At 63.5% G+C, this 13,882-nt stretch carries 9 protein-coding genes; 5 read left to right on the forward strand and 4 right to left on the reverse strand.

Features of this window, described 5'->3' with window-relative positions; genetic code table 11:
* Positions 1-25 precede the first annotated feature (25 nt).
* The 3 genes from AC0IYH_RS26925 to AC0IYH_RS26935 all read right to left on the reverse strand — a co-directional run bounded on the left by AC0IYH_RS26925 (position 26) and on the right by AC0IYH_RS26935 (position 2,653).
* The gene (locus AC0IYH_RS26925) at positions 26-298 is read right to left on the reverse strand and encodes a type B 50S ribosomal protein L31 (protein WP_122773590.1); all 273 of its coding nucleotides are present in this window, start codon (positions 296-298) and stop codon (positions 26-28) included.
* A gap of 100 nt (positions 299-398) precedes the next feature.
* A complete protein-coding gene (locus AC0IYH_RS26930; protein WP_116628507.1) occupies positions 399-1,724 on the reverse strand; it encodes an APC family permease in 1,326 nt (441 codons plus the stop codon).
* 107 nt (positions 1,725-1,831) lie between these two features.
* Positions 1,832-2,653 carry a carbon-nitrogen hydrolase family protein gene (locus AC0IYH_RS26935; RefSeq protein ID WP_116628508.1) on the reverse strand — a complete coding sequence of 274 codons (822 nt, stop codon included), beginning with the start codon at positions 2,651-2,653 and terminating at the stop codon, positions 1,832-1,834.
* A gap of 93 nt (positions 2,654-2,746) precedes the next feature.
* Here AC0IYH_RS26935 and AC0IYH_RS26940 point away from each other — a divergent pair, with 93 nt between their 5' ends.
* The 4 genes from AC0IYH_RS26940 (at position 2,747) to AC0IYH_RS26955 (ending at position 8,950) form a co-directional block, all read left to right on the forward strand.
* Positions 2,747-3,511: a helix-turn-helix transcriptional regulator gene (locus tag AC0IYH_RS26940; RefSeq protein WP_471837101.1), complete on the forward strand. Its 765-nt coding sequence runs from the start codon at positions 2,747-2,749 to the stop codon at positions 3,509-3,511.
* A 111-nt stretch (positions 3,512-3,622) separates the two neighbouring features.
* Positions 3,623-5,872 (forward strand): glycoside hydrolase family 3 N-terminal domain-containing protein, encoded by a 2,250-nt coding sequence (locus AC0IYH_RS26945; protein ID WP_471837102.1) that lies wholly within the window; start codon positions 3,623-3,625, stop codon positions 5,870-5,872.
* A gap of 83 nt (positions 5,873-5,955) precedes the next feature.
* Positions 5,956-7,575, forward strand: a complete 1,620-nt coding sequence (locus AC0IYH_RS26950; RefSeq protein ID WP_471837103.1) for an FMN-binding glutamate synthase family protein — start codon at positions 5,956-5,958, stop codon at positions 7,573-7,575.
* A gap of 244 nt (positions 7,576-7,819) precedes the next feature.
* Positions 7,820-8,950, forward strand: a complete 1,131-nt coding sequence (locus tag AC0IYH_RS26955; protein ID WP_471837105.1) for an OpgC family protein — start codon at positions 7,820-7,822, stop codon at positions 8,948-8,950.
* A gap of 39 nt (positions 8,951-8,989) precedes the next feature.
* Here AC0IYH_RS26955 and AC0IYH_RS26960 read toward each other — a convergent pair whose 3' ends face one another.
* Positions 8,990-10,408 carry an amino acid permease gene (locus AC0IYH_RS26960; RefSeq protein ID WP_116628513.1) on the reverse strand — a complete coding sequence of 473 codons (1,419 nt, stop codon included), beginning with the start codon at positions 10,406-10,408 and terminating at the stop codon, positions 8,990-8,992.
* 360 nt (positions 10,409-10,768) lie between these two features.
* On the opposite strand from AC0IYH_RS26960, the gene AC0IYH_RS26965 reads away from it, so the two are divergent.
* Positions 10,769-13,870 (forward strand): transglycosylase domain-containing protein, encoded by a 3,102-nt coding sequence (locus tag AC0IYH_RS26965; RefSeq protein ID WP_471837107.1) that lies wholly within the window; start codon positions 10,769-10,771, stop codon positions 13,868-13,870.
* Positions 13,871-13,882: the final 12 nt, after the last annotated feature.

Consider the following 13,882-nt stretch of genomic DNA (forward strand, 5'->3'; position numbering starts at 1 on the left):
GCCTTCGAGGTGAAACCTGTTGCCCTCACGCCTCGGCGTTTTTCGGGCTCGAACCAAAGGCTGCAAACCGCTTGTTGAACCCGGCGATGCGGCCTTCAGCCTGAGTCTTGCGCTGTTGCCCGGTGTAGATCGGGTGCGAGGCGCTGGACACGTCCAGCGGGATGTAGGGATAGGTGTTGCCGTCGCTGTGTTTATGGGTGCGGTCGCTGTCGGCCGTGGAGCCGATCAGGAAGAACACGTCGGCGGCGGTGTCGTGGAACAGCACGGTGCGGTAGTCGGGATGGATACCAGCTTTCATAAGGCCTCCGGGGCGTATGGGTGGATTAATTACGTTATACAGTAACATAAATAATCCACCCAAACGAGAACCTATTGCAATAAGAATAGGCGTTCTACTTCTATGCAGCTTCCTGGAAATCCATCTCCGGCGGCTGTTGCGAGAAGCCGCGCGTCAGGAAGCCCAGGTACACCAGGCCGACCGCCAGCCACACCAGGCCCAGATAAATGGCCAAGTGATCGAGGCTGACCATCAACCACAAGTCCGCCGCCAGGCCTATGGCCGGAAACACCAGGAACAGGATCAACTCCCGCACGCCGCGCTGCTTGGCGCCGATCCAGTAGTGAAAGATCACCGACAGGTTCACCAGGCTGAACGCCAGGAACGCGCCGAAGTTGATGAACGAGGTGGAGGTGGTCACGTCCAGCTTCAACGCCAGCAACGCCACCGCCGCACACAGCAGGATGCTGTTGACCGGCGTTCCGAAGCGCGCATGCAAGGTGCCGAAAAACGACTTGGGCAACACCCCGTCGCGGCCCATCGCAAACAGCAGCCGCGAACCGCTGGCCTGGGCCGACAGCCCCGAGGCGAACTGGCCGACGATCAGGCCGATCAGGAAGATCGACACAAACAGGTCACCGCCGATATTGCGCGCGATTTCATACGCGGCCGAATCCACATTGGCGAACTCGAACGACGGATGGGCGATCTGCACAAAGTAGGACACGCCGACAAAGATCAACCCGCCGATCAAGGTGATCAACATGATCGCCCGGGGGATGGTGCGGCGTGGGTCGCGGGTTTCTTCGGTCAGGGTACTGACCGCGTCAAAGCCCAGGAACGAATAGCAGGCGATGGCCGCGCCGCTCATGATCAGCGGCAGTTGCATCTGGCCGTTGAAGAACGGGGCGATCGTCCACAGCGGCTTGCTCGCGTCGCCGCCGATGTAGTGGATGCACAGCACCACAAATGCGATCAGCACCAAGGCCTGCACCAGCATCAACAGGGCGTTGATGCCGTTGGCCAGCTTGAGGCCGACGATGTTGATCGCGCTGGTGATGCCGATAAACGCCAGCACCCAGACCCATTGCGGCACGGCCGGAAATGCCGAGTTGAGGTACGCCGCGCCGATCAGCCAGATGGCCATGGGCAAAAACAGGTAGTCGAGCAACACCGCCCAACCGGCGATAAAGCCCAGCTTGGGGCTGATAGCCTTGCGCACATAGCTGTAGGCCGAGCCCGCCACGGGGAAGGCCGAGGCCATGCGCCCGTAACTCATGGCGGTAAAAAACATCGCCACCAGTGCCGCGAGGTAAGCGGCGGGGACCATGCCGGCGGTGGATTGCGCCAGGATGCCGAAGGTGCCGAGCACAATGATCGGCGTCATATAGGCGATGCCAAACAGCACCACCGACCCTAATGACAGGGTGCGTTGCAAACGAGCCATGAGCGATTCTCCGCGCAATTATTAGATTTATGGCAGAACTGAAGTCGGTGAAGCTGTCGCTGTTTTTATGGTTACGGCCATCAACTGTGGCCTGAGTCACAGGTGGGTCAGTGTTTCGGGATCAACAGCTCGCGCGTCCCATCGCTGCGCTCGATCACCTCACCCGGCAATTTCAAGCGCTGGTCGTCCAGGTAGCGGTAGTCCTTGCGCGCCGTTGCCAGTTGGTCCAGATCCAGCTCAAGCGCAAATTGCCCTTCATCACGCCCGGCTTCGAACAGCAGCGTGCCGAACGGGTCCACCAACGCGCTGCCACCGGCAAACAACAGGTCGCCATCGCCTTCTTCCACGCGGTTGACCATCAACGCGAACGCCTGGTTTTCCTGGGCGCGGGCCATGATTGCGGTGCGGTGCGTGGGGCCGTAGGGGTCCATGTTGCCGTTGGTGACGATCAGCAATTCAGTGCCCAGCTGCGCCAGTGCGCGGGCGGTCTCCGGGAACTCGATGTCGTAGCAGATCAACAGGCCCACGCGCACGCCGTTCCACACACAGGTGGCGTAGCGATCGCCCGGGGTGAACACGCCGCGATCCGAAGCCCACAGGTGGGTCTTGCGATAACGCAGGGCGATGCCCTCGGGGGTGATCAGCACGGTGGTGTTATAGAAGTGGCCGCCGTCGTTCTCGGCCATGCCGATCACCACAGCGATGTTGCGCGCACGCGCGGCCTGGATCACGGCCTGCACGGTCGGGCCATCCAGCGGTTCGGCGATGTCGGCGACGGTCTCGGCCGAAGGGAAGCCCATCAGGTGGGTTTCCGGGAATACGATCAACTGCGTGTCGGCGGCCGTTGCAGCAATCGCCGCCAACGCCCGCTCAAGGTTGTAAGCTGTGCCGTTATCGCGGCCTGCCAACTGGGCAAATTCGACCTTCATGGGAATTCCTGTTGTTTTAACTGTGGCGCAGTATGCGCAGCCGCACCCGCGTGGGAAATCACGCCGCCGGGGTAACCCTATGGGGGTAGACGAATGACCGTTTCGCTGCAAGACATCGCCTGGCACCGCTCGGTGGGGCAAATGATAGACGCCCTCGACCAGGCCAACTTCTGGACCCAGCTGGTGCGTTTGCTTGACCAATACGTCGCGTTCGACAGTTGGGTCGTGCTGCTCTTCAGCAGCGAGCATCGCCCGCTGGTGTTCGCCGAATGCCCCGGCGCCGACGGCACGCCGGACCAGCTGTTCCAGGACTACCTCAACGGCCTCTACCTGCTCGACCCCTTCTACATCGCCAGCCGCGAGCACTCGCGCACCGGCCTGTTTCGCCTGGCCGAAGTGGCGCCGGAGCATTTCGAACTCACCGAATACTACCAACGCTACTTCCGCCTCAACGTGGTGGCGGATGAAATCCAGTTCAATTGCCAGCTGCCGGACGGCCGCACCCTGTGCCTGTCCCTGGGCTCGAAGCAGCGCTTTGACCCGCAGCAGATCGCCCTGCTGTCGCTGATCCAGCCCTGGGTGCTGAGCCTGCTGCGCCAGCGCCTGCCCCATGAACTGCAGCAGGTCAGCGCCCCGCAGCCGCCGATGCAGAATGACGATTGGGGCGCGCACCTCACCGCCCGCGAGCTGGATGTGGGCCGCTTGATGCTCAGCGGCTGCTCCAGCAAGGAGATCGCACGCAAACTGGAGATCTCGGTGGAGACCGTGAAGGTCCACAAGAAACACATGTACAGCAAGCTCGGGATCAAATCCCAGTCGGAGCTGTTCTCGATTTTCCTCCAGGCGCAAAACGCCTGACTGCACTGCCACCTATCTGAAAACCGTCACGCACTGTCAGTTCTGACAGTAGACGGTTTTGCCTGCCCGCCGAACACTCAACAGCACGCTCACCGCCCATGGAAGGCTGCCATGCCTGTTCGTCTCGCGACACTGCTGCTCGCCTGTTTTCCGCTGCTGGCCCTCGCTCAGGACGACCTGGTCGAGCAACTGCTGGGGCAAATGACCCTTGAAGAAAAAGTCGGCCAGCTCACTCAGTTGCGCGTAAAAGGCATGCCCACAGGCCCGTTGATAGACCTGGACAACGAACTTCCTCTACCAATCAAAACCGTGGGCTCGATTCTCGACACCTACGGCGCCGAGCAAACCTTGCAATTGCAGCGCGCGGCGGTGGAAAGCTCGCGCCTGCATATCCCGCTGCTGTTTGCCTTTGACGTGCTGCACGGTTTTCGCACCGCATTCCCGGTGCCGTTGGCCGAGGCGGCGGCCTGGGACCCGGACCTGACGCAGCGCACTGCCCGCGCCGCCGCCGTAGAAGCCACGGCCGCAGGGGTGCACTGGACGTTTGCGCCGATGCTCGACATCACCCGCGACCCACGCTGGGGGCGGGTAGTCGAGGGCGCCGGCGAAGACCCCTTTCTCGCCTCGGCACTCGCGGTGGCCCGGGTGCGCGGGACTCACGGCGACGGGCCGCCGGAGACGTCCTTCATGCTGGCCACCGCCAAGCATTTTGTCGCCTATGGCGCCGCTGAAGGCGGGCGCGACTACAACAGTGCCGACCTGTCGCAGCGCAGCTTGAAAGAGGTCTACCTGCCGCCCTTCCAGGCAGCGGTGGAGGCCGGCGTGGATGCGGTGATGCCCGGGTTCGAAGAACTCGCCGGGACGCCCATGCACAGTAACGCAGCCTTGCTCCGAGGCCTGTTGCGTGGCCGCTGGGGGTTCAGCGGGATCATCGTCAGCGACTGGATGGGCGTGGCTGAACTGGTTGCCCATGGCGTGGCCGCCAGCCCCGCTGATGCAGCGCGCCAGGCCTTGCACGCCGGTATCGACATCGACATGGCCAGCCAGTCGTTTAACCGCTACCTGCCCGACCTGGTGCGCAGCGGCCAGGTACAGTCGAGCAGCGTGGACGACGCCGTGCGCAACGTGCTGCGGGCCAAACAGCGCCTGGGCCTGTTCGAGCATCCCTATCGCTACAGCGACCCCGACCGCGAGCGCGCCCAGACCCTCACCCCAGCCCTGCGCGCCCTGGCCCGCGAGGCGGGGCAAAAATCCATCGTGCTGCTGAAAAATACCGATGCATTGCTGCCCTTGCCCAAAGACTTGCATCGCGTGCTGGTGGTCGGCAGCCTGGCCGCCGACGCCCAGGCCACCTTGGGCTCCTGGGCCCCGGCCGCACGCGCCGAAGACTCGGTGACGGTATTGCAAGGCATACAGCGCGCGGTGTCTTCCCGCACCCAAGTGCTCTACCAACCGGGCGCGTCACCCACCAGCCCGGACACCCAAGGCATCGCAGCGGCGCAAGAGGCCGCCCGGCAGGTCGATGTCGTGGTGGCCGTGCTCGGTGAAACCGCCGGCATGAGTGGCGAAGCCGCCAGCCGTGCCGACCTTGGCCTGCCCGGCGCCCAGGACGCGCTGTTGCACGCGCTGCGGGCAACCGGCAAGCCGGTGGTGCTGGTCCTGATGAACGGGAGGCCGCTGGCACTCTCGCGCAGCGCCCACCACACGCCGGCGATCCTGGAAGCCTGGTTCCTCGGCAGTGAGATGGGGCACGCCGTGGCCGACGTGCTGTTTGGCGACGTGAACCCCAGCGGCAAGCTGCCCATCACCTTCGCCCGCAGCGTGGGGCAAGTGCCCCTCTACTATGCCCACAGGCACACCGGCCGCCCGGCTACCGGCAAAACCCTGTATGAGTCCGGCTACCTCGACCTGCCCTCGACGCCCGCCTACCCCTTCGGCTTCGGCTTGAGCTACACCACCTTCACCTACTTGAAGCCCCGCCTCAGCAGCAAGCACCTGGCGTCGACCCAGACCCTGACGGTGCGGGTCACCGTGAGCAACACCGGCCCACGTGCGGGTGATGAAATCGTGCAGCTGTACCTGCGTGACGACGTCGCCAGCGTGACCCGCCCGGTGCGCCAATTGCGCGGTTTTCGCAAAGTGCACCTGGCCTCGCGCGAAGCCCGCACCGTGGAGTTCATCCTCGACCAGCAAGACTTCGCCTTGCTCAACGAGCACCTGTTGCCCGTGATCGAAGCCGGTACGTTCACGGTGTTCGTCGGCGGCAGTTCCACCACCGACAACCAGGCCACCTTCGAGGTCACCGACAGTCGCCGGTTGCCCACCCTTGGCTCGGCCATTCCGAGGATGCTCAGACGCTGAATGCCCTTAGCGGTTGTTGTGGCTTTCCCGACAGGCGCAGAATGGCGCATCGACCTTTAGAGTTGAACCTGAGGAAAAACCGCATGAGCCTGTCGTTACTAAGCCGTTACGCGTTCTTTGCCGTCTGCGTCATTTTCACCCTCGCCAGCCTCCCCTTTATCCAACATGAATGGCTGTGGCCGATCACACTGGTCACCGGCGTCCTCAGCCTGATCGGCCTGTTCGACCTGTTGCAAAGCCCCCACGCGGTACGCCGCAACTACCCGATCCTGGGCAATATCCGTTACCTGGTGGAAGCCATCCGCCCGGAAATCCGCCAGTACCTGCTCGAATCCGACAGCGACGCCCTGCCCTTTTCCCGCTCGCAGCGCTCGCTGGTGTATTCGCGCGCCAAGAACGAAAGCGCCGACAAACCCTTCGGCACCCTGATCGACGTGTACCAGTCGGGCTTTGAATTTATCGGCCACTCCATGCGTCCCGCGCCACTGAGCGACCCCAGCGCGTTCCGTGTGATGGTCGGCGGCCCGCAGTGCACGCAGCCGTATTCGGCCTCGGTGTTCAACATCTCCGCGATGAGCTTTGGCTCCCTGAGTGCCAACGCGATTCGCGCGCTGAACCAGGGCGCCAAGCTCGGCAACTTTGCCCATGACACCGGCGAAGGCAGCATCAGCCCCTACCACCGCGAACACGGCGGCGACCTGACCTGGGAACTGGGCAGCGGCTACTTCGGCTGCCGCACCAGCGACGGCCGTTTCGACCCCGAGCGCTTCGCCGTGCAGGCGCAGAACCCGCAAGTGCGCATGATCGAAATCAAGATGAGCCAGGGCGCCAAACCGGGCCACGGCGGGATCCTGCCCAAGCACAAAGTCACCAAGGAAATTGCCGAAACCCGCGGCATTCTGATGGGCGAGGATTGCGTCTCGCCGTCGCGTCACAGCGCGTTTTCCACCCCTGTCGAGCTGATGCAGTTCATCGCGCAACTGCGTGAGCTGTCCGGCGGCAAGCCGGTGGGCTTCAAGTTCTGCCTGGGCCACCCGTGGGAGTTCATGGGCATCGCCAAGGCCATGCTCGAAACCGGCATCCTCCCGGACTTTATCGTGGTCGACGGCAAGGAAGGCGGCACCGGCGCCGCGCCCGTGGAGTTCACCGACCATATCGGCGTGCCGCTGCGCGAAGGCCTGCTGTTTGTGCACAACACCCTGGTGGGCCTGAACCTGCGCGACAAAATCAAGCTTGGCGCCAGCGGCAAGATCGTCAGCGCCTTCGATATCGCCAGCGTGCTGGCCATCGGCGCCGACTGGGCCAACTCGGCGCGCGGCTTCATGTTCGCCATCGGCTGCATCCAGTCGCAAAGCTGCCATACCAACAAATGCCCGACCGGCGTTGCCACCCAGGACCCACTGCGCCAGCGCGCCCTGGTGGTCCCGGACAAGGCCCAGCGGGTGTTCAACTTCCACCGCAACACCCTCAAGGCCCTGGCCGAAATGCTCGCCGCGGCGGGCCTGGACCATCCCTCGCAGCTGTCGGCCAAGCACTTGGTGCGACGCATGTCGGCCACCGAAATCAAATTGTTCTCGCAGCTGCATGTGTTCTTAAAGCCCGGGGAATTGCTCACCGGCGAGGTCAATGGCGAGTTCTATTCGCGCATGTGGCAGATGGCGCGGGCGGACAGTTTTGAGCCGCATGAAAACGCAGCCGCCTAAAAGGACGTTGCTGATGGACGCGTTCTAAAACGGCCCCCAAAAAACGGCATGTCGATGCTTAACGCTTCCGCATGCCGTTAATGGAACAACGTTCGATCAGCAGGCGATCTAGAGACATTCAGTAATACCCAACCTTTGCAATTGCCCCCAAATACCGCCACCCTGCGCCCGCCCGACGTGCGGCGCACGACAACCCGCGCGTTCGCCTGTCACTACTAAACCTTTTGTTCAAGAGCCCGCTGCCATGTTGAACGGACGCGACCCGCGCATCGATTTTTTTCGGGGCCTGGCGTTGATCTTCATTTTCTGGGATCACGTCCCCCACAATCCCCTCGGCCAGATCACCCTGCGCAACATCGGTTTCAGCGATGCGGCGGAGGTGTTTGTGTTCCTCGCCGGTTACGCCGCCGTGCTGGCCTACGGCAAGATCCTGCAACGCGACGGCTACTGGATTGCCTCGCTGAAAATCCTGCGCCGTGCCTGGGTGTTGTACGTGGTGCATATCTTCCTGCTGGCGCTGCTGATGGGCATTGTGTTCTTCGCCAACAGCCATGTGGAAACCCGCGATCTGGTGGAAGAGATGGGCCTGACGCACTTCGTCACCCACCCGCAGCAGGCCCTCACCGATGAGCTGCTGCTGCGCTTCAAACCCAACCTGATGGACCCGTTGCCGCTGTATATCGTGCTGCTCGCGGGCTTGCCGCTGGTGTTGCCACTGATGCTGCGCAAGACCTGGGCGGTGGTGGCCCTGTCGGCCACGGTGTATTTCCTGGCACCCTGGATGGGCTGGAACCTGCGCGCGATTGCCGATGGCGTGTGGTACTTCAACCCGGTGACCTGGCAGTTCCTGTTTGTGCTCGGTGGCGCGGCCGCGCTGCATGCCGGGCGCGAGCGCCCCGCCGAAACCCGCCCGCTGGTGCGCCAGCCGTTGTTCATGGCGGCGGCGCTGTACACCGTGCTGGCGGGCATATTGACCCTGTCGTGGCGCTGGCCCGAGGTGCACGACGCGCTGATGCCGAGTGCGCTCAGCGACCTGCTTTACCCCATCAGCAAGACCGACCTGTCGCCGCTGCGCCTGCTGCACTTCCTGGCCCTGGCCTACGTCACCGCCAAGCTGTTGCCCGGGCGCGGTTGGACCGAAAACTGGCTGGCGCAACACACCTGCCGCATGGGCCGTTATTCGTTGGAAGTGTTTTGCCTGGGCGTGGTGCTCGCGCCCCTGGCCGACATGGTCAACGCCATGACCGGCGATGCGGTGCTGATGCAACTGCTGACCGCCATGGTCGGCGCTGCGTTGATGGTGATGCTGGCGGTGTGGCTGGAATTCAACAAGCGCCTGGACCAATCCCTCCAGCGGGCCGCGCAGGCCCGCTAGGGTGGATGGCCCGCTGCATGCGGCGGGCCATCCCGGGCATCAGGCGGACTGCGCCGGTGCCGTCGCTGCGTTGGTCGGTTGCAGCTTGAACACGTAGAACAACACCGTCAGCAGCACCAGGAACACCGGGCCCACGTACAGCGCGATGCGGGTGTCGGGGAAGTACGCCATCAGGCCCACCACCAGCACCAGGAACGCCAGCGCCAGGTACGAGCTGACCGGGTACAGCCACATGCGGTACTTGAGGGCTTTTTGCTCGGTCGGGCTCAGGCTCTTGCGGAACTTGAGCTGGGCCAGCAGGATCATCACCCAGGTCCAGATCGCGCCGAAGGTGGCAATCGAGGTCACCCAGACGAAGACTTTTTCCGGCACCAGATAGTTGAGCAACACGCCCAGCAGCAGCGCAAAAATCGACAGCAGCAGCGCCTTGCGCGGCACTCCATTGCTGGAGGTAGTGCCGAACGTGGCCGGGGCCTGGCCGTTCTGCGCCAGACTGTAGAGCATGCGCCCGGTGCTGAAGATGCCGCCGTTGCACGACGACAGCGCGGCGGTGATCACCACGAAGTTGATGATACCGGCGGCGGTCTTGATGCCCAGGCGCTCGAAGGTCATCACGAACGGGCTGCCCTGGGTGCCGATTTCATTCCACGGGTAGATCGACAGGATCACGAACAACGCGCCCACGTAGAACAGCAGGATGCGCCAGAACACCGAGCCGATGGCACTCGGGATGGTCTTCTGCGGGTTCTTCGCTTCACCGGCGGTGAGGCCGATCATCTCCACGCCCAGGTAGGCGAACATCACCATTTGCAGGGACATCAACACGCCCTGCACGCCATTGGGCATAAAGCCGCCGTGGGCCCACAGGTTGGAAATACCCAGCGCCACGCCGTCATTGCCGAAGCCAAATGCAATGATGCCGACGCCGCCGATCACCATGGCAATGATGGTGACGATCTTGATCAGCGCGAACCAGAACTCGAATTCACCGAAGGCCTTGACCGCAATGAGGTTGATGGTGCCCATGCTGATCAGTGCCGCCAGGGCCCAGATCCAGCGCGGCGTGTCGGGGAACCACACGCCCATGTACACCGCCACGGCGGTGATCTCTGCGACGCAAGTTACCAGCCACAGGAACCAGTAATTCCAGCCGGTGAGAAAGCCGGCCAACGGGCCCAGGTAATCCTGGGCATAACGACTGAACGAACCGGCGACCGGGTTGTGCACGGCCATTTCACCGAGGGCGCGCATGATCACCAGGATCGCCAGGCCACCGATGATGTACGACAGCATGATCGCCGGGCCGGCCATTTCAATGGCCTTGGCCGAGCCCAGGAACAGGCCGACACCGATACAGGCGCCAAGGGCCATCAGGCGAATATGCCGTTCGCCAAGTTCGCGTTTGAGCGGGCCGCCGGAAGCGGTCTCGCCATGGGGCAGTGGGTTGCCAACTGGCATAGGGGTACAACCTCGTCTTGTTATTGGATGAACCACCGATCCCGCCGGGCCTGTTTCGTGGACAGGCCCGTCCTGCGGGATCAGCGGGCGTGCAGTATAAAAACCCGAACGAGGGGGCTTTCACTCTATAAGTGACAAAATTCAGCGATAAATCGGGGTAAATCCGCTTTCTGCGAGAAAGCACCACCTGTTTTTACGCATTTATCAGGGCACTGGGGGCCGGCGAGTATCGCACGACAAGGGCCTCGGGGACTAAATGTGGGAGGGGGCTTGCCCCTCCCACATTTCGACTCACACCGCGCCACCACCGTCTAAGCTTCAACCAAGTCCGATCAATCTGCGTGAATGGATCAATCGACTATGGGTGCTCTATGGCAAAACGCGTCGACCAAGGTTGCAGTCCCCACTGACAGCCCGGATGAACCGCCTTTGCCACAACGCCCGCGACGGCCGTGGTGGCGGTTGACCGCGCTGGTGCTGGTGCTCGGGCTGATTGCCCTGGCCTTTGCCGCCCACCGCGAGGTGTTGACTTCCGCCTGGCAAGCCCGGCTTTTCAGCCGCTGGGCCGCCGACCTGTCGTACAGCCTGCAGCCCGGCGCCAGCGATGCCATGGCCTACCCCGGTGCCGGGCCCTTCGACAAACGCCTGGGCTACAGCGACCTGAACACGTTCCTGCCACGCTTGCTCAAGCGCGATTACTTGATACACAGCCAAGTGCGTTTTTCCCCGGCGCTGATGGATTACACCGACCACGGCCTGGTCGTGCCCTACCCGGAAAAAATCCAGGCAGGGCTGACGATCACCGATTGCCGCGCCACGCCGCTGTACCAGTTCAGCTACCCCCAGCAGTTCTACCCCAGCTTCGCGGCGATCCCGCCGGTGGTGGTCAATAGCCTGCTGTTTATCGAAGACCGCGACCTGCTCGACCCCAGGCAACCGCAACTCAATCCGGCAGTGGATTGGCCGCGCTTTGCCAAGGCCGCGTGGTCGCAGGTGGCCAAGCTGCTGCACTTGCCCGGCCAGAGCGCCGGCGGCAGCACCCTCGCCACGCAGCTGGAAAAATACCGCCACTCGCCCGATGGCCTGACCCTGTCCGGCGGCGAAAAAATCCGCCAGATGCTGTCCGCCAGCGTGCGCGCTTATCAACACGGGCCGGACACCCTCCAGGCCCGCCAGGCCATCGTGCGCGATTACCTCAACAGCGTGCCGCTGTCGGCGGTGCCCGGCCACGGTGAAGTGCACGGCATGGCCGAGGGGTTGCGCGTGTGGTACGGCGCCGACTTCAACCACACCAACGCGCTGCTCGCCGGCACCGACCCGGCCCAGCTGGCGCAACGCGGCCTGGCCCTGCGTGAGGTGTTGTCGCTGATGATCGCCCAGCGTCGGCCGTCGCACTATTTGTCCAAGGGCCACGCCGAACTGGCCAGCCTCACCGACAGCCATATCCGCCTGCTCGCACAAAACGCCGTGATCGACCCGGCGCTGGCCAAGGCAGCACTGGCCAGCCAAGTCACCTACCGCGACTGGCAACAGCAACCGACGCTGCAGCCGATCGAAACCAACAAGGGCATCAGCGCCGCCCGCAGCCGTCTCGCCGCCCTGCTCAACCGGCCGCTGTACGACCTCGACCGCCTCGACCTGGCCGCCACCAGCACCTTGCAAAGCGACCTGCAAGCCCAGGCCTCCGCCTACCTCAAGCACCTGGCCGACCCCGCCTTCGCCGCGCAGATCGGCCTGCTCGGCGAGCGCCTGTTGACCCCCGCCAGCACCGCCCAGGTGCGCTACAGCTTTACCCTCTACGAGATGACACCCGACGGCGCCCGCGTACGCGTGCAAACCGACAGCACCGACCAGCCCTTCGACATCAACGAGGGCAGCAAGCTCGAACTGGGCTCCACTGCCAAGCTGCGGGTGCTCACCACCTACCTGCAAATCATCAGCGAACTGCACGACCGCTACGGCGCCCAAACCGCCGCCGAGCTGAAAAAAGTCCAGGTCGACGACCAGGACCGTCTGACCCGCTGGGCCCTGGACTACCTGATGCAAAACACCGACCGCAGCCTACCGGCCATGCTCGACGCGGCCCTCAACCGGCAATACTCCGCCAGCCCCGGCGAAAGCTTCTTCACCGGCGGCGGCATTCACCGCTTCCATAACTTTCGCAACGAAGACAATGGCCGCAACCCGACCCTGCGTGAGGCCCTGCGCGAATCGATCAACCTGCCGTTCATTCGCCTGATGCGCGACCTGGTGCGCTACAGCACCTACCAGGCGCCCAACAACAGCGCGCAATTGCTCAAGGACGACAGCGACCCGCGCCGCCAGGAATACCTGGCCAAATTTGCCGACCGCGAAGGCACCACCTTCCTGCTCAAGTTCTGGAAAAAGTACCGCAACAAAGACACCCAGGCACGGCTCGACACCTTCCTTGATGGCATGCGCCCCACCGCCCAGCGCCTGGCCGCCGTGCACCGCTACCTGCTGCCCAACGCCAGCCAGGCGAGTTTCAACAGTTTCGTGCGCGCGCACATGAGCAGCGTAAAAAGCAGCGTGAAACTCACCGACGAACGCCTGGCCAAGCTTTACCAGAACTACGGCCCCGGCGCTTACGACTTGCCCGACCAAGGCTATATTGCCAAGGTTCACCCGCTGGACCTGTGGCTGATGGGTTACCTGCTCAACCACCCCAAAGCCACGTTCACCGAGGCCACGGCCGCCAGCGAACACGAACGCCAGGAGGTCTACAGCTGGCTGTTCAAGAGCCGGCATCAACGCGCCCGTGACAGCCGCATCCGCACCATGCTGGAGATCGAGGCGTTCCTGGATATTCACCAGCGCTGGAAGCAAGTCGGCTACCCGTTCGACCACCTCGTACCGTCCCTGGCCACCGCCATCGGCAGCTCCGGCGACCGCCCGGCCGCCCTGGCGGAACTGGTGGGAATCATCCTCAACGACGGCGTGCGCCAGCCCACGCTGCGTATCGACAGCCTGCGCTTTGCCGCCGACACGCCCTACGAAACCCGCTTGATCAACGACCCTGAGCGCGGCAAGCGGGTGATGCCGTCCGAGGTGGCGACCGCCTTGCGTGAGGCGCTGTCTCAGGTGGTGGATGCCGGCACCGCGCGGCGGGTGTCCGGCAGTTTCAAACTGGCCGACGGCGCGCCGCTGGCCATGGGCGGCAAGACCGGCACCGGCGACAACCGCATCGAAGCCATCGGTGCCGGCGGGCGGGTGCTCAGCTCCAAGGCGATCAACCGCACCGCAACCTTTGTGTTCTATATCGGCGAACATCACTTCGGCACACTCACCGCGTTTGTGCCCGGGGCTTCGGCCCAGGGTTTCAGGTTTACGTCGGCGTTGCCGGTGCAGGTGCTCAAGGGCATGGCGCCGATTCTTACACCGTATCTGCAACCCGGCAGCGGCACCTTGTGCCAGCTTCCTGCAACCACTGCCTCACGCTGAAACGGGTGGCAG

Source organism: Pseudomonas sp. AC463 (assembly GCF_979253585.1).